Below are 16948 nucleotides of genomic sequence, written 5' to 3'. Positions count from 1 at the left end.
ATTTATGTATCGATCACTACAGAAAGAACGGGTGGGGACATGCTGGCTCTGCAAGGCAAGGTCGCGTTGGTCACCGGCGGCAGTCGCGGCATCGGCGCGGGGATCGCCGAGCGCCTCGCCGCGGACGGCGCCGACGTCGCGATCACCTACAACACCGCGGCGCACCGGGCGGACGGCGTGGTGGCGAAGATCAAGGACACAGGGCGAAGGGGCCTGGCGTTGGCGGCTCCGGCCACCGACCCCGCGGCCGTGACCGAGGCGGTGGAGCAGACCGTCGCCGAGCTCGGCCAGCTCGACATCCTGATCAACAATGCCGGGATCTTCACGTACGGACCGATTGACGAGCTGACCCTTGAGCAGTTCGAGGAGACGCTCGCGGTTCACGTCCGCGCGGTGTTCGTAGCTGTACAGGCGGCCGTCAAGCATCTGCCCGAGAGTGGCCGGATCATCAGCATCGGAAGCAACCTTGCCGAACGCGTGCCCGGGCCAGGTCTCAGCCTGTACGCATTGAGCAAGTCCGCGCTGGTTGGTTTCACCAAGGGCCTCGCCCGCGATCTCGGTCCGCGCGGTATCACAGCCAATGTCGTACATCCCGGATCCACCGACACCGACATGAACCCCGCCGACGGGGAGATCGCCGACGCAGAACGCGCCCGCACCGCTCTCGGACGCTACGGGACCACCGCCGACGTCGCGGGAATGGTCGCCTACCTGGCCAGTGAAGCCGGCCGCAACATCACGGGTACGTCAATCACCGTGGACGGCGGCGCCAACGCCTGACGGCACCCGCGGTTCTGCGAGTCGAGCTTTACACACAAGGGAGACAGCAATGGCATGGCTCATCCTCATCGTCGCCGGCTTACTCGAGATCGTCTGGTCACTGGCGTTGAAGCACGCCGACGGCATGACCCGTCTGTGGCCCGCGGTCTTCGGGATCGGGGTCGCCATGGTCAGCCTCGGCATGCTGTCGGTGGCGCTGAAAAGCCTCCCTGTCGGTACGGCGTACGCGGTGTGGGTCGGCATCGGCACCGTCGGCGTGGCGGTGGTGGGCATGCTCGCCCTCGGCGAACCCGCAACCTGGCAACGGCTGGTGTTCCTCGCGTTCATCATCATCGGTATCGCCGGCCTGAAGTTCGTTGCGCCTTCGTAGCGGAGTCGGTGGCGTCAGGCGTCAGTGGCTGATCACCAGCACGAGTGAGGCGATCGACAGCAGGAGGTAGGCACCCGGAAACGCGATGTTGTAGAGAACGCGGGCGCGCAGGTGCGTGACGACGGCCCCGATGAAGAACATCACGAGCCCGACCGCCGCCGCGATCCCGATCGCCCGCACGCCAATGAGGCCAACGATCAAGCCGAGCCCGCCGGCGAGTTTCAGCGTTCCCAGCATCGGCAACCAGGACGGCGGGACTCCGACCTCGGCGGAGTTGGCGAGGACGAACTTCGCGGGAGGAAAGTCGGCCACGGCATTGACCGCGATGAGCACAGCCGTCACCGCCGTGACAAGAACGTAGGCGAGTTCCATGGGTTACTCCTCAGCGGTCGAGTCCTGGAGTGTCAGGAAGCACCCGATCTGTAGGCTCACGAGTGACAGGTCTCCGTGTTCTCGGTCGTTCTCGGTCGTTCTGAAGGTTCGGTCACCTCCTTGACGACCGCCGCGCAGGAAAGGTGACCCATGGAAGCGACCCGTGCGCTCGCGGACCAGTTCGAGGCCGATCGGCAGCACCTGCGATCGGTCGCGTTTCACCTGCTCGGCTCGGTGGACGACGCCGACGACGCGGTGCAGGGAGCGTGGCTGAAGGCCAGCAGCGCCGATGTCCAGAACATCCAGAACCCCACCGGGTGGTTGACCACCATCACGGTCCGCGAATCCCTGGACCAGTTGCGCGCCCGCCGACGACGAGCCGAGCGACCCCTGAGCGACATCGACACTGAATGGGATGATCCGGGAGCGGCTTCCGCTGATGAGGACGTCCTGCTTGCCGATTCGGTCAGTCGCGCGTTGCTGGTGGTGCTCGATCGTCTGTCGCCCGCCCAGCGGGTGGCGTTCGTTCTGCACGACGTTTTCGCGATGCCCTTCGACGAGATCGGCGAACTGCTGGACCGATCAGCCGTGGCCGCGAAGAAGCTCGCGAGCCGGGCCCGCGAACGCCTGCACGGAAGCCCGCCACCTCTCGACACTCGGCGTACCACGCAACACGCCCGGATCGTCAAGGCGTTCCTGACGGCCGCGCGGGGCGGGGACCTTCCCACCCTCCTCAACCTGCTCGCCCCGGATGTCGTACGCACGGTCGACCGTCAACTCGTACCTGACAATGTGGCGACCGAGGTGCGCGGCGCCCGGCAGGTAGCCGAGGAAACCCCGCTGTTCGCGCATCGCGCACGGTCTGGTGTCGTCGTGCTCGTCGATGGCGTCCCGGGGATCGCGCTCGCACCGCGTGGACGGGTCCGCGCGGTCATGCGGCTCACCATGGACGCGGACGACCGTATCCACCGCATCGAGATCATCGGCGACGCCGACCGTCTCGGCACCATGACACTGACGCTCGTCCAGCCAGGGCCTTGGTCCACCGTCAAGTGACGGTTGCTCGCGCACACCACCGGTCAACGGCGGCGACCACCGACAACACCGGATCCCGAAAGCCCAACAAAACAAGGGAATCCGGCATCCGGCGGGGCCATCGTTCTGGGTCGGGGGTCCCCTTGGCCAATAGAGCCGCACAAGGGTGCCCCGACCCGAAACGGTAAGCAGCACGGTTCCAGGCCGCACGGCACGTTGCCCAACAACCCGAGGGCCCATGATCATGAAGGCAGAAAGGGCTATACGTCCCGAAACCCTTCATGAAGAAGATCATGATCACGGGGCGGGGCTGGACGCGATCCGTAGAGTCATAGCTCAGGTAGGAAACCAGCGAGGATTTCGAGTTTGCCTCACCCCCGCGCCGCGAGGAATGCGAGCACCCGCTCAGTCAGGAGCTTGGCGGCGTCAGCGTCGTATGCCGGCAGCGAGCTGTCGGCGAAGAGATGCTGGTCGCCAGGGTAAGTGAACAGCTCCGCGTCCTCGACCTCATCGACGAGCGCACGGGCAGCCTCGATGTCACCCTCGTCGACGAAGAACGGGTCGGCCTCCATCCCGTGGATCTGCAGCGGGACGCCGGCGGGCCACGATCCGAAGTACGACGTGGGCACGCAGGAGTGGAAGAAGAGCGCGCCGCGCGCACCCGGCCTGGTCTGGGTCAGCTTCTGCGCCGGGACGACGCCGAGCGAGAAGCCGGCGTACACCACATCGGCGGGCAGCTTCTCGGCCGCCTGGACACCGCGGTCGAGGATCTCCTCGAAGCCGATCTCGCCGACGGCGGACTGACCCTCCTCGATGCTGCCGAAGGTCCGCCCGTCGAACAGATCGGGTGTGTGCACGGTGTGCCCAGCTCGGCGCAGCTCATCGGCGAACGCGACGACGCCCGGTGTCAGGCCCTGCACGTGGTGGAACAGCACTACCTCAACCATCTCGATACTCCTGCTCGGGGCTGCGAGGGAAACGAACGATCCAGAATTCTAGAACGATCCAATCATATCGAGCAATGTACGCGACCACGACGTCCTGCGTGGTCACGCAGTCAGTCGACCTTCTGGCCCCTCGTTATCGGCGCATCGAGGCGGCCGTAAACGTCATAGCCGCCTTCTGGTTTGCCAGACCAGACCCGCTTGCCGTTCGCGTCGTAGAGCCGGACCTCCACCCTGTCTGCCAGCCGGTCGAGTTCGGCCACGGTGGAGCAGATCCGCTTGCTGAAGAGCCGGCCCGTCACCGGGTCGCGTGGCTGGACATCACCCGCAAGGACGAGCTCGACGGACGTGACAGGGCCGATGGCCTCTGGAAGGTACCCACCCACCTCGCATGGTGGATTCCAGAACATCGGGGACGTGCCCGCCCGGTCCACGGCGACCGGCCACGCGTCGAACATGGACCGCGGCTGCAGGGATTCGCCGTCGCGGTACCGGAAGATCCCTTCCACGGCCGCACCGTAGGACGTACGTACCACTACGCCGGCCCACCAGTTGCCGGCTTCGTCTCTCAACTGCCACAACGCGTCGACCGAGGTGATCGCGTCGATGCCCAACACGTCGTGTTCCAGATCCGCCAACGCGTCGGCGAGCCTGGGGGTTGGTTGCTCACCGTGGGCGCGCGCGGCCCCCTCGACAAGGGAACGTAGCCGAGCGCTGGCCTTGGGTTCGGTGATGTTCCGGTCGCGACTTGTCACAAGGTAATCGTCCGCGACGACCTTGCCGTCCTTGATCGCTCGAGCCCGCATCTGCGGTACTCCGGATCCATCGACGTGCGTGGTGTAGACACCCTTGCGCTCGGTCAGTGCCCCCCAGTCACGCGTGACCTGGCCGCTGGCATCGATCTCCTGTCTCGGCGACAGCTCTACCCGATCGATGTCGCCCCCCATCGCGATAACCGTCGTCCCATCGCTGTCTGGTATCGCGATCGCCAGCAGGCCGTTGTTTGTCCATTGGCCCTTCTCATCCCGCCACGGCCCCTCAGAGCCATTGAAGCCACTCTCAGCTCCCCTCGGGGCCTCCAGCACCCAGATCGCGTCTCTGGCGACCGCCGCGACGATCCGCGAGTCAGCGATATCACCGGCGTACAGGAACTTCACCTGGCCGGGCGTCGCACCATTCCTGATCCGGAAGAAGGTGCTGGCCTTGGCGAGGAAGGCCCTGTCCCCGGCGAGGGATCCACGGGTGGGCCAGGTCAGCGGATCGCTGGTCACCACCTGGACTGTCTGGGCCGGCTGCAGCCGATCCACCAGGCCCGGCACGCTCGGAGCCAGCGTGCCGCCAACCGCGAGAACCGCCACCGCACCCACGGCCATCCCGGCGATCCGGCGCTGCTGGCTCGCCCGGCGACGGCGCATGACCTTGCCATATCCGCCCAGGTTGCCCGGGACCAATCCCGCATGGCGTTGAAGGTGAGTACGCAGCTCCTGCTCGAGTTGTTCCTCATCGGCGTGCGTTCTCATGCCGACATCTCCCCTTTCACGCTGCCCGCATCAACCTGTGCTCCCAGCAACACCCCGCGCAGCCGATCGAGGCCACGCGAGGCCTGGCTCTTGACCGTTCCCGTCGAACACCCCAGGATCGCGGCGGTCTCGACCTCGGAGAGATCCTCGAAATACCGCAGAACCAGAACCGCGCGCATCCTCGGCGGCAGCGAACGCAGCGCGGCCCACACCTCATCCCGCTGATCGCTCACCGCAGCCGCATCGTCCTCGGTGCCATCCGGTGGCTCTGCCACCAGCGACTCACGAAACCGCAACCGGCGGCGCCAGTGTGAGCTGGCCAGATTGACCAGGACCTTTCGTAGGTAGGCGTCCGGCGCATCGATCCGCTCGATCTTCAGCCAGCGGCGGTGCGTACGTACCAAGGCGACCTGGACCAGATCCTCCGCGTACCCGTAATCACCCACCAGCAGGTACGCCGTCCGCAACAGGCTGTGCCAGCGTGCGTTCACGAAGTCGCGGAACGCCTCTTCGTCGTTCGCCTTCATCGCTACCCCTTCGTTGAGCCTGTCACTTGCAAGGAGTACCGCCGCTGTGGAGAAGGTTGAGTGGCATCAAGAATTCGAGCGTTTGCGCCGAGACATGGCTAGGGGCCGTGGAGAACTTTCCCGAGCCAGCGCCCGGGAAAGTCTCCACGGCCCCACCTACGAGGTCGCGCGACCTCTCACTCCGGCTACTACCGGTCGTACTGCTCCTCGGGAATCCGGCTGCCGCTGCGCAGCGGACTCCGCGCACTGTTGCCAGCCGCAGTCCGGTCAGGGGCGACGGTTGCGACCGCGCCGGCGACCTCGTGCGGACGTCCGTTCGGGCGGTACGGCAGCGCCGGCACGTACGCCGAGTGCTGCTGACCCTGCGCCTGCTGCTCGAGGGCGTACCCCAGTCCGAGCACCGCCGCGTCGTCCCACGCCCGCCCGACCAGCTGCATGGAGATCGAGTAGCCGTGCGGGTTGGTCCCCACCGGGACGACCACGGTCGGGAGGCCGACGTTCGACGTCAGGACGCCGGTCCCCCGGTCGGAGCTGTGCTGGTTGCTGGCGCTGTCGTTGTTGTACATGTCGCTGATGAAGCCGGGGTAGACCACGGCGTCCACGTCGTACTCATCCATCCAGGCGGCGATCCGCTGCTTGTACTGCTGCCGGTAGGCGAGCCACGCAGCCACCTGCTCCGGCGTCATCCGCGGGGTGTCCCGCAACTCCTGCCGGCTGTACGGGAGTACGTCGGGGGACGCCTGGACCGCATCGCCGTCCACGTACGGGAACGTGTCGTGCGGCTCGATGTAGCGCGCCCACCCCTCCTCGAGGCGGCTACCGGACGGGCTCGGCCCACCGCTCGGCGGCGTCGCCATCGAGACCATCGTCGCGCCCGCGGCCGCCAGGTCGGCGAAGCGGCTCATCACCGCCTCACCCGTACCGTCGTCGGCGTAACTCGACACGAACGAACCCGGCAGGTAGCCAATCCGCTTCCCCTTCAGCGCGTCCGCGTCGAGGGAGTCCGTCCAGTCGTCCGGGCGGCGGGCATCGGCCTCCAAGGTCTGCTCGTCGAGCGGGTCCGTGCCAGTGGTGGCGTTGAGCAGGTACGCGAGATCGGTGACGGTACGCGCGATCGGGCCGGCGTAATCCTGCCCCCAGGTGAGCGGCATGACGCCGCGCCCGCTCGCCATGCCGTCCGTACCCCGGAACGTCGTCAGGCTGGCACCCGTGCTCGGCGCGTACAGCGAGACCCCGGTCTGGCTACCCATGGCACCGGCGGCCATGCCCGCGGCGACCGACACCGCCGACCCGCCGCTGGACCCGAACGACGTCTTGGAGGGGTAGAGCGCGTTCCACACCTGGCCCCAGCCGCTGTCGCTGTAGCTGCCCGACCGGGCGAACTCCGACAGGCTGGTCTTGCCGATGATCACCGCACCGGCCGCGCGCAGCTTCGCCACCTGGTAGGCATCGGTGCCCGGCTGCCAGCCGGCAAGGGCACGGGAGCCGCCCGTCGTCGGCATGTCCTTGGTGTCGTACAGATCTTTCACCGCGATCGGGATGCCGAGCAGTTCGCCCGTCGCGCCCTTCCTGCGGGCCTGGTCGGCCGCCCGCGCCTCCTTGATCGCGTTCCCGGCGACGTTGAGGTACGCGTGGAACCCGAACTGCCCACGGTCATAGACCGCGATCCGGTCGAGGTATGCCCGGGTGATCTGCTCCGACGTGGTGACGCCGGCCGTCAGGTCCGCCTGGAGCTTCGCGATCGACTTGCCGGTCACGTCGTACGGCGAGGTGGTGTACGCCTCGGCCGCCTTCGGTGCCGCCGGGACCTTGAGCTTGCTGAACTGCGGGCACGTCCTGGCGTCGAACTTCGGCAGTCGAGAGAGATCCCAGTTCTCCAGCGAACAGATCTCGGCCTTCGACAGGCCACGGAGGTCGGGGGCCGCGGCGAGGCTCCCGAGCTGCTCGGCCGTGGCCGGCTGGGCATCGGCGCCGGTCGTTCCCACCAGGACGAACCTTGCGAGCGACTCGGTCTCCTGCGGCCGCAAGGTGAGCTTGCTGACGTACCCGTAGAAGTTCGACTCGTGACCCGTCGTGGCCCGTGGCGTCTCGAACGGGTCCCGCTCCTGGTTGCCGACCTTCGTCAGGGCACCTGCGTACGGCGCGGGGCTGCCCAGCACGACGCCAACCGGACGGTCGTTCGCGTCGGGTGTCGCGACCAACGTCCACGCGTCGTCGGGCGTGATGGCCTGGTCGCCGCTGGACGTGGTACGGACCGCACCCTGATCGTTTCCGGATCCATAACCGAGGGCGCCGCCGAAGGAGACCTCGACCGTGACGGGTTTGTTGGTGGTGTTGGTGAACGTGTCGAAGAACCGCGACCAGTCGCCGCCCTCGTCGAGCGTGACCTCGCGGGTGATGAGCACTCCACCAAGGTCGACCGACCTGGTGGTCTCGAACGTGTCCGTGCCGTCGTACGTGAGCCCGAAGCCCCGCATCATCTGACCGTTGAGGCGGGGCACGGGCTCGGAGGAGACACGTACGAGGATGTTGCCGAATCCGTCGACCGGAGACTGGCTGACCGAACGGATACTGCCCGTGTCGAGACCAGGTGGAGCGGCGTCATGGATCCACCACGTCGCGCCGTTGCCGGAGGTTTCCGGCGTCACCGCCGACACCGAGGACGCGGGCAGGAGACTGCCCGCCAGGGCCATCGATCCGGCGAGGCCGACGACGAGCCGCCTTCTTCCCCGTTTGGAACCGCGCTGCGCCATGCGAACTCCTTGGTAGTTCTGGTGAGGCGACCCAACTACCGCGAGATCACGGCCGAGTTTCCGCGTCGGTTCTCATCGGTTAAGCGAAACTGGTTTGCGGGCGCGGCGGCGAGGCGACGCCCTCGATCTCATCGGCGAGGTCGCCCAGCATCACGCCGAGCTGATCGTGATTCCGGTCGAGCGGTTCTCGGAAGACTTCTTCCAGCTCAGGACCGGCACCGCTGGCGCGGTTCTGCAGAAGCTCGTCAACCACCTGCCGCGGCTCGTTGTCCTCGGTGACGTGTCGCGGTACGTCGAGCAGAGCGAGGCGTTCGCGAGCTTCGTACGCGAGTCGAACCGCGGCCGACAGGTGTGGTTCCTGACCAGCCTCGACGAACTCAACGAGCGCCTGACCGCCCGCTAACCGGTCGACTCCGTTCGTCGACCTCTCTCCGTAACAGCCCTCGCTTATATAAGCGAGAGCTGTTACTGTTTGCGCGGGAAGGTTTCCGCTAGAGAGGGAAGGCAACGAGCATGAGTGACATCCTCGACCAGATCAATGCGGTTGCGCGGACGGTCGACACGAAGCGCATCCCGGCCGGGGAAGGGCGCACGATCGTGCTCAGCCGCACGTACGACGCCAAAATCAGCGACGTTTGGGACGCGCTCACGACCACCGACCGGATCAGCCGGTGGCTGCTGCCCGTCGAAGGCGACCTGCGGCTCGGTGGGACGTACCAACTCAAGGACAACGCCCGCGGCGAGATCCTCGTCTGCGAGCCACCGCACCTGCTCAAGGCCACGTGGATCTACGGCGAGAACGTCACCGACAAAGATGTGAGCGAGGTCGAGGTACGCCTTACCGCCATCGACGGGTCGACCGAGCTCGTGCTCGAGCACGCCGCGGTAATCCCAGACGACATGTGGGAGCAGTACGGCCCGGGCGCTGGCGGCGTCGGCTGGGACCTCGCACTGGTCGCACTCGGCTGGCATCTGGGCGGACTGGAGTTCGACGTCGAGACGTGGGAATCCAGCGCGGACGCCAAGCGGGCGGCGACCCGCAGCTCCCAGGCCTGGGGCGAGGTATCGATCGCGGCCGGCGAGCCAGCGGATGCCGTCGCCAAGCAGGTCGCGGGGACAACCGAGTTCTACACCTCGGGGTGACCCGCTCGGCCGCTCCGGAAGTCGGGGTGGCTGTGGCCCGCGGCGACAACGGGCGGCGAGGTGTGGTCGTCCGGCGGGGTAGGAAAGTCGGTGACGGGGAGTTCGACGTTCGCATCGCATTCGGGATCCGCGCATTCGCACTCGAACGCCGCGACCGCCGAACTCAGGTCGCCGGAGCTCCACGGCCGGGCAAAGAATGCGCGGTACTGCGAGACAATGGCGCGGTTGGCATAGCGCAGAAGTGCGCGGCGGTCGTGCGCCGTCTCGGCCTTCGGTCCGCTCGCAAGCGCGTCCGCGAAATACTCCTCGACCGCCGCCATCGTCTGCTCGACTGTGGTCTCGCGTTCGATCACCAGCGTTTGGGCGCCCGCGCGTCTCACCTCATCCTCGATCAGTTGACCCAGGAACAGGTACAGCGGGGGTGGCCCGCCGGGACCGTGGCGCGCCTCCAACCTGTCGCGCCGAACCTCGCGTGAAGGTATCAACCAAAGGGCATTTGAACCGTCACCAGCGAGCTTCGGCGTGATCTGCGTACCCTCTGCCACGATCAGTGGCGAGCTCGGCAGCGCCAGCAGATCGTCGACGGTCATCGGCCCGCGCTCGTCGTGCAAGGCCATCGTGAGCTGCTCGGCGAGCGGTGTGGCCGCCCGCGTTGCCTCATCCATTGCCCGCCATGCCTCCCAGCGGACCGCCGCCGCAACTCCCGCCGCGAGTGCTCGATCACGATGCTCCCAGGTGTGCGCATCGGAGTTGTACCACCGCAGTCCGTACCGTCGGGCTAGCCGTCGCGCAACCGTCGTCTTACCCGACCCGGGTGGACCACCGATCCACAACACCTGCGGAAGCTTCACCGAATCCCCTTTCACCTGTGGCTATTGGTTATTCCGGTGGCAAGTTTTCGGTGTCCGCACTCCCGAATTCAAGTCTTGTTCTTCGGCTCCCACCGTGATTAATTAGGTGGAGACGCACCGCTTCCCGGTGGCCTTCCTTCCGCCAACCTTCAGTGCGTGGCGAGTTCGACCAACCGCTCGAGGTCTCTGCGCGTTGGCAGACCGGCCAGCAGGTGCCGCACGCTGCGGTTCGCGTGCCGCCGGTCCTCGCGTTCGGTGGCGTTCAGCGCGTAGTCGACCTGACCGAACACGTAGTTCGCGAAGCTGATCGTGCCACCCCGGAACATCGCGAGGTCCAGCCTCGGCAGGCCTCCGGCGACCGCACGATAGCCGCCGAGCATCGCGCGGGCGCCCGCGCTATTGCCAATCACCCACTGCATCAGGGTGTTGGCGAGTTCCCAGCTTGGCGGCTGGCCGCCGACGTTCTCCCAGCCCACGACGATCAGCCGGCTGTCAGCAGCCTTGCGAACGTTGCCCGGCGTGAAGTTGTTGTGCGTCAGCACGGGCGCCGGCGGTTCGACGCCTTCACCGATGCGTTCCAGGTCGGTCAGGTTGGGCGTCGCGGCCGCCAGCTTCTCAGCCCAGTCGGCCTGCGCGGCCCTTGCCCTGGCGGCCAACTCGGCCCAGCTCTCCTCAGTCAACCGCCTCGAGTGGTACGGACAGATCCGGTCGACAGGGAGCGCCAGACCGTGCAGCGTCGCGAGCACCTCGCCGGCGGCGTACGCGGCCGTCGCTCCCACCGGCGCCGACAGCGGCGGTCCAGCCTGCACCGACTCGTCGACCCGCCAGCTGTGCTCACCAATCGTCTCGATGACGGCGCCGGAGATACTGCGGACTGGGAGGGGGAGCCCGACGCCGACCTTCGCGGCCGCTTCCTGCAACTGGACGCCGGTGTCGGCGTCGACGATCGGGATCCAGTTGTCCATCGTCCGGGCTTCCCACCGACCGCGCTCGGTTTCGAGCGACCAGCGTCGACCGCCCTCGTCCGCGCGGGCCAATGATCGCATCGGAGCGGTGACTTTCCCGAGGTTGTACCGCTCGGCGATCGCCTTTGCGAGTGCGTCGTCGGTGATGTCGGCTTTCCCTGCCCGGCGATCGACCTCGGCCTTCAGGTCGGTCCAGGTACGGAAGCCGTACTGCCCCGCCAGCGCCGCCTGCGCCTCCGAAAGCGTGACTTCGGGCTTGGAATCGCGCAGGCCAGCCAACAGATCCTTGGCCTGCTGGCGAAGATGATCGAGATTCGGATTGTCGGGGAGCGTCTTCACAAGAACACCTCGCTCTTTCGCCCGGACTCGCACGGGCAGACCAAAGAGCTTCGGCGTCCGTCGCTCGACTCGTTAAGGAGAGGGATGGCTTCAAGCCTTCCGGCGAGTCGCGGCGCGATCCCCAACGCGCTGGTCGAAGCGTAGCCACGCCCATCGATGGGTTGTCAACCCCTGACAGCCAAGGCCGAGGACCCGTGTGCGGACCAGAAGACCGGCGCATTGTGGGCGCCACCTCGCCGCGGCAAGGCGCGGCGATGTCGTAGTGGGCGGGCCAGCTGTGATCGTGAAAACTTTGGGGCGCTATGACCCCCTAAAGTTTTCACAATCTTACTGAAGAACAGCGGATGTGAGACCAGGTCGAGTCCTCGTGCGCCACGCGACCACCGAGCAAGCGAATTCGGCGTGCTTCGTGGGGAGAATCCGAATGAGGTGGCGGCTGCCTCGAATGGCGTACACCCGGTTGTATCGGATAGTGAGAAGCCAGGCTTCTGTCTCACATTGTGTACACCCTTTGGCAGTCCTCACGCGGCAAGTCCCCACCTCGCTAGGCAAATTTGCTTTGTCTGGTAGGGAAATGCCCCGCCTCGCACTGCAGAAGGTGTACACAATGCGAGACGCCCCCGGCACCTCCCGTTTCCTTCACGACGCCGCAAGTTGCCGGTGCGACGGGGTACGAATAACCCTTCAGATCGTCCTGCTCTTGTCCCAACACGCGGACGTCGACTGGCCCCGCTCTATGGGCGGGCACCAACTTGCCGGTCATGAAAGGGGCCGCCGTTATGGCGGGGATGATGCAAGCCGCTCGCGCGGTACGCCTCGTCCTCAACCCGGACGGCGTTCTTCTGCAGATCGAAATAGGTGGCGTCACACCGCGGCGAGGTGAAGCCTCCGCAGCCGCGACCGTGCGGAGGCGCCGGCGGGCCCGCCTGGGCCCTCACCACTGGAGTCAGGCAGACGGCTCGCATCTGCGAAGGGCCGGTAGAGCACGCCTTCCCCACCCGCGATCTCAACCTCGCGGCAGGCCGGCCCCGGCTGAGTGGGTGGCTACGGGTTCACTCCGTGGGTCTTGACAAGGTGCCACGCAGCCGAGTTAACTCTGCCGCCATCGCCCGGAAACGTTTCCGAGACATCGGTCGGGCCAGGTCGGAAACGTTTCCAACCCCTAGGTGCCTGGAAGGATGACCATGGCGCGCGCGACGATCAAGACAGTGGCGCAGGCCGCCGGCGTGTCGATCTCGTCGGTGTCGCGGGCGCTCAACGGCCAGACCTCGAATCCTGACACCGTCGCGCGGGTCCGGGCCGCGGCGGCGCAGGTCGGCTACCTCCCGAGTGCGGCCGCGCAGACGCTGAAGACGCGGCACACCGGCCAGATCGCGTTCGCGATGGAGGACATCGGCAACCCGGCCTACCTGGCGATGGTGCGAGCGATCCAGCCGCTTCTGCGTAGCGCGGGCTATCGCCTTCTGCTGCACAGCACCGGCGCAGACGTCGGGGAGGAGATCCAGGTCCTGGAAAGCCTCAACCAGCATTATGTGGACGGTCTGGTGTTGTGCCCCATCCGAGTCACCGACCGGCACCTCGCGGCCTTGGCCCAAACGGCCGTCCCGGTCGTGGTCATCGGCTCGCTGCCGGAGACCGTGGACGTGGACGCTGTGCGGGCGGACTCCCGCACTGGCACCAGGCTGGCGGTCGAGCACCTCGCGGCTGCCGGCTGCCGAGACATTGCCCTGGTCAACGGGCCAGCCGACACAACGCCGGGATCAGCGAGGTACGCCGGTTACGTGGACGGACTCCGCTCGGCCGGCCTGCCGGTACGTGACGAGCTCGTACGCTTCACCAACTTCCACATCGCTGGCGGGCTCGAGGCGACCAAGGACCTGCTCGCGGGCACTCCGATCGACGGGCTGGTTGGCGCGAACGACCGGATCGCGATCGGCGCCATGCAGGCGCTTCGGGAAGCCGGCCGGGTCGTTCCTCGCGACGTCAAGGTGGTCGGCATCGACGACACGGAGTTGGCCGCGACCGCCTACCCGCCGCTCACCAGCGTCGACCTCGGTGCGGCTCAACGCGGGCAGTTGGCGGCCCAGTTGCTGCTCGATCGGCTGGCCGGCCGCGCCGCCGCACGCACTCGCGTCGCGGTCGAGCCTTCCCTCAACATTCGGGAGAGCAGCAGATGAGCCGGTCAACGACGGTGCCCGAAGGCACCTCGGCGCAGGCAGGTCGGCGCCGGACGGCAGGCCGTCAACCCGGTCGTACGCCGGGTCGGCACGGGTCCGGCCGCCCGTCGGGCCGGCGTACGCTTCTCGGGCTCGACCGGGACGGCCTCATCCTGGTGATTCCGGCACTCCTACCGATCGTTGCGTTCAGCGTTTATCCCCTGCTGCGCGGGATCTACCTCGGGTTCACCGATGCTCGCGCCGGCCGGAACTCCGTGACCAGCTTCACCGGTTTCGAAAACTACGCACAGCTCCTCGGCGATTCGTACTTCTGGTCGTCCTTCCGGATCGGCCTGATCTGGGCCGTCGCCGTAACGGCCCTGCAGTTTTTCCTTGCCTTCGGGCTCGCCCTCCTGCTCAACGAGCCGTTGCGGATGAGGTGGCTCGCGCGGACACTCGCACTGGTGCCCTGGGCGATGCCGCCGGTCGTGATCGGCATCATGTGGCGGCTCGTCTATCACCCGAATGCCGGCATCCTCAACACCATTCTGGGAGACCTTGGGCTTATCAGTCGCGATGTCGACTGGCTCAATACGGCCGAGCTGGCTTTGCCCGCGGTCATCCTGGTGGCCGTCTGGGCTGGGATGCCGCAAACGACGGTGGTCCTCCTGGCCGGCCTGCAGGGGGTACGCCAGGAGTTGCACGAGGCGGCGGCCGTCGACGGCGCGGGAAGCTGGCGCAGATTCTGGTCTGTCACCCTGCCCCACCTGCGCCCCATCATTGTGGCAATCACCACGCTGGACTTCATCTGGAACTTCAACTCCTTCGGCCTGGTCTATGTGCTCACCCAGGGCGGGCCCGGCGGAGAAACCAGACTGCCGCTGCTGTTCGCCTACGAGGAGGCATTCCGCTACGGCAACTACGGCTACGCGGCGGCTCTTGGTAACGCGATGGTGATCGTGATCGCTCTCTTCGTCGTGTTCTACCTACGTATCCGGATGCGGGAGGACGACTGACATGATGACCCGCACCAGCCCGTCGCGGCGCGCATTGCAGTACCTCGCCCTGGCCGGCTATCTGGTCTTTCTCGCCTTTCCGCTGTGGTGGCTGATCTCCACCGCCCTCAAGACGCCGCAGGAGATCGCCCGGATCGACCCGACGGTGATTCCGATCCACCCGACGCTGGAGAACTTCCGTACGGCGTTCGAACAGCAACCGATCCTGCGTTCCATCCTCAACACGCTCTATGTCGCGGGCGTCTCGTCACTGGTCACGGTGGGCCTGGCTGTACCTGGCGCCTACGTGATGGCCCGATATCGCTCCATCGTCGGCAAGTCGACGATGGTATGGGTGCTGCTCAGCCAGATCTTCCCGTTCATTCTCGTGATCATCCCGCTCTTTCTGATCGTGCGAGATTTCGGGCTCTTCGACACCCACCTGGGCCTGATCATCGTTTACATCGTGTGGAGCATGCCGTTCGCGCTGTGGATGCTGCGCAGCCACGTCCAGAGCATTCCCATCGAAGTCGAAGAAGCCGCCGCCATCGACGGAGCGAGCCGAGTCCGGATGATCCGCGAAATCCTCGCACCGCTGCTGGTGCCCGGTGTCGTGGCAACCGCATTGTTCACGTTCGTCTCCGCCTGGAATGAGTTCTTCTTCGCGCTGGTCCTGCTCAAGAGTCCTGAATTGTCGACGCTGTCCTTGACGCTGGTGAAGTTCATCGGCGCAGAGGGGGTAGCCCGGCTGGGAGCACTCGCGGCGGCTTCACTCGTCGCGACCATTCCCAGTCTCATCTTCTTCGCGATCATCCAACGTCATCTCACCAGCGGGCTGCTGAGCGGCGCCGTGAAGTCCTGAGCAACCACCCCAAGCCTTACTGAAGGAGGAAGAATGCGACACCGCGTCCGCGCTGCCGCCGCACTTGTCGCCGCCGGCGCTCTCATCGCCGCCGGTTGCGGCGCCGGCTCCGGCACCAATGAGGCGGGCTCCCCGAAGGAACCCATCTCGCTGCGTTTCCAGAGTCTGGCGTTCCAGCCTGAGTCCATCGCCGCCAACAAGGAGATCGTGGCGGAATGGAACAAGGCCAACCCGAATGTGAAGGTGGAGTACGTCCAGGGCGACTGGGGGTCCGTCCAGGACCAGCTCGTCACCGGATTTGAAGGCGGGACCGCGCCCGACATCTTTCATTACGAGTCGTCGTACCTTCGCGACTTCGCCGATCGCGGGAACCTTCTCGACCTCAACGACTACCTGACGGACAAGACCCGCAGGGATATCCGGCCCGCGATCTGGGACACCGCGACCTTCGACGACGGCGTCTACGGCATGCCATTCCTGCTCGACGCCTTTGTGGTCTTCGCCAACAAGAAGCTCCTGGACGAAGCCGGAATCAAGGTCCCGGCACCGGACGACCCCTGGACCTGGGACGAGTTCACCGCCAATGCGAAGAAGCTGACGAAGCAAGGACGGTACGGCGCGGCGTTCGCCTTGAAGTCGCCGGCGAACCGGATCCTCAACCTCTCCCTCAACTTCGATGGGAAGTTCTTCGCCCAACAGGACGACAAGTCCCAGGCGGTCTTCGGCGCACCGGAGAAGGTCGTTCTCCAGCGCATCCACGACATGCTCTACAAGGACAAGATCGCCGCTCCGGAGGCGATCGGCATGGGCGGCGCCGACACCCTTCCCGCGTTCTTCGACGGCAAGTTCGCAATGGTGCCAAGCGGTATCTGGCTCCGCCAACAGATCATCGAGCAGGCGCCGAAGGACTTCGAGTGGGTCACGATCCCGGCACTGAAAGGCACCAGCCAGACCCAGGCCGCAGCACCTCAGACGCTTTCGGTATCGGCTGACACCAAGCATCCCGAAGAAGCCGTGAAGTTCATGGAGTTCTTCCTCAGCCCCAAGAACCAAGCCCGCCTCGCGAACGGCGACGCCATGGTGCCGGCCAGTCAAGGCGCTCTTGACGACCCAGTGCTGACCAAGACGCCTGGCTGGGAGGTCGCCGTCGCGTCCGGGTCCTTCCTGCAGAAGGCGCCCTTCCAGACGGTCAAGGGCTATGAGGAGTGGAAGAACAAGATCGCGAACCCGTCCATCCAGGAGTACTTCCAGGACCGGATCACGATCGACCAGCTCGGCCAGAAGCTCGTCAAGGACGGCAACGGCATCCTCGAGCGCTACCAACGCTGAGCGAGCC

Annotated in this window: 15 protein-coding genes and 1 pseudogene; 9 read left to right on the top strand and 7 right to left on the bottom strand. The window is 66.2% G+C overall.

The window, feature by feature from the left end; translation table 11 throughout:
* The first annotated feature begins 39 nt into the window (after window positions 1-39).
* Window positions 40-780 carry an SDR family NAD(P)-dependent oxidoreductase gene (locus tag B141_RS0117040; protein WP_020576385.1) on the top strand — a complete coding sequence of 247 codons (741 nt, stop codon included), beginning with the start codon at window positions 40-42 and terminating at the stop codon, window positions 778-780.
* Between the two features lie 49 nt (window positions 781-829).
* A complete protein-coding gene (locus B141_RS0117035; RefSeq protein WP_020576384.1) occupies window positions 830-1150 on the top strand; it encodes a DMT family transporter in 321 nt (106 codons plus the stop codon).
* A gap of 21 nt (window positions 1151-1171) precedes the next feature.
* Here B141_RS0117035 and B141_RS0117030 read toward each other — a convergent pair whose 3' ends face one another.
* Window positions 1172-1522 carry a DoxX family protein gene (locus B141_RS0117030; RefSeq protein WP_020576383.1) on the bottom strand — a complete coding sequence of 117 codons (351 nt, stop codon included), beginning with the start codon at window positions 1520-1522 and terminating at the stop codon, window positions 1172-1174.
* A 150-nt stretch (window positions 1523-1672) separates the two neighbouring features.
* On the opposite strand from B141_RS0117030, the gene B141_RS0117025 reads away from it, so the two are divergent.
* The gene (locus tag B141_RS0117025; protein ID WP_020576382.1) at window positions 1673-2578 is read left to right on the top strand and encodes a sigma-70 family RNA polymerase sigma factor; all 906 of its coding nucleotides are present in this window, start codon (window positions 1673-1675) and stop codon (window positions 2576-2578) included.
* Between the two features lie 350 nt (window positions 2579-2928).
* Here the strand turns inward: B141_RS0117025 and B141_RS0117020 are convergent.
* The 4 genes and pseudogenes from B141_RS0117020 to B141_RS0117005 form a co-directional block, all read right to left on the bottom strand.
* Window positions 2929-3516 (bottom strand): annotated as a pseudogene (locus B141_RS0117020) (dienelactone hydrolase family protein); the annotation flags it as partial.
* Window positions 3517-3614: 98 nt separating this feature from the next.
* Window positions 3615-5021: a hypothetical protein gene (locus B141_RS0117015; protein ID WP_020576380.1), complete on the bottom strand. Its 1407-nt coding sequence runs from the start codon at window positions 5019-5021 to the stop codon at window positions 3615-3617.
* Window positions 5018-5548 (bottom strand): SigE family RNA polymerase sigma factor, encoded by a 531-nt coding sequence (locus B141_RS41140; protein ID WP_020576379.1) that lies wholly within the window; start codon window positions 5546-5548, stop codon window positions 5018-5020. The genes B141_RS0117015 and B141_RS41140 overlap by 4 nt, the downstream gene beginning before the upstream one ends.
* 188 nt (window positions 5549-5736) lie before the next feature.
* Entirely contained in the window at window positions 5737-8301 is a 2565-nt protein-coding gene (locus B141_RS0117005) for an amidase (RefSeq protein ID WP_020576378.1), read from the bottom strand.
* 94 nt (window positions 8302-8395) lie between these two features.
* On the opposite strand from B141_RS0117005, the gene B141_RS0117000 reads away from it, so the two are divergent.
* Window positions 8396-8704: a DUF4180 domain-containing protein gene (locus B141_RS0117000; RefSeq protein WP_020576377.1), complete on the top strand. Its 309-nt coding sequence runs from the start codon at window positions 8396-8398 to the stop codon at window positions 8702-8704.
* A gap of 110 nt (window positions 8705-8814) precedes the next feature.
* The gene (locus B141_RS0116995) at window positions 8815-9444 is read left to right on the top strand and encodes an SRPBCC family protein (RefSeq protein ID WP_020576376.1); all 630 of its coding nucleotides are present in this window, start codon (window positions 8815-8817) and stop codon (window positions 9442-9444) included.
* Here the strand turns inward: B141_RS0116995 and B141_RS41135 are convergent.
* Window positions 9429-10295: a P-loop nucleotide/nucleoside kinase family protein gene (locus B141_RS41135; RefSeq protein WP_084678344.1), complete on the bottom strand. Its 867-nt coding sequence runs from the start codon at window positions 10293-10295 to the stop codon at window positions 9429-9431. The two genes, B141_RS0116995 and B141_RS41135, sit on opposite strands and share 16 nt — an antisense overlap.
* A gap of 149 nt (window positions 10296-10444) precedes the next feature.
* A complete protein-coding gene (locus tag B141_RS0116985) occupies window positions 10445-11599 on the bottom strand; it encodes a phosphotransferase (RefSeq protein ID WP_020576374.1) in 1155 nt (384 codons plus the stop codon).
* A 1184-nt stretch (window positions 11600-12783) separates the two neighbouring features.
* On the opposite strand from B141_RS0116985, the gene B141_RS0116980 reads away from it, so the two are divergent.
* From B141_RS0116980 to B141_RS0116965, 4 genes are read left to right on the top strand one after another with little or no spacing between them, the layout of a single operon-like run.
* Complete coding sequence (locus B141_RS0116980) at window positions 12784-13776, top strand: LacI family DNA-binding transcriptional regulator (protein WP_020576373.1); 993 nt, start codon at window positions 12784-12786, stop codon at window positions 13774-13776.
* Entirely contained in the window at window positions 13773-14771 is a 999-nt protein-coding gene (locus B141_RS0116975; protein ID WP_020576372.1) for a carbohydrate ABC transporter permease, read from the top strand. The genes B141_RS0116980 and B141_RS0116975 overlap by 4 nt, the downstream gene beginning before the upstream one ends.
* Window position 14772: 1 nt before the next feature.
* Window positions 14773-15612: a carbohydrate ABC transporter permease gene (locus B141_RS0116970; RefSeq protein WP_020576371.1), complete on the top strand. Its 840-nt coding sequence runs from the start codon at window positions 14773-14775 to the stop codon at window positions 15610-15612.
* Between the two features lie 33 nt (window positions 15613-15645).
* Entirely contained in the window at window positions 15646-16941 is a 1296-nt protein-coding gene (locus tag B141_RS0116965; protein WP_020576370.1) for an ABC transporter substrate-binding protein, read from the top strand.
* Window positions 16942-16948: the final 7 nt, after the last annotated feature.

It is taken from the genome of Actinopolymorpha alba DSM 45243 (assembly GCF_000373925.1).
GTDB lineage: Bacteria > Actinomycetota > Actinomycetes > Propionibacteriales > Actinopolymorphaceae > Actinopolymorpha > Actinopolymorpha alba.
This window is presented reverse-complemented; position numbering and strand designations above follow the sequence as displayed.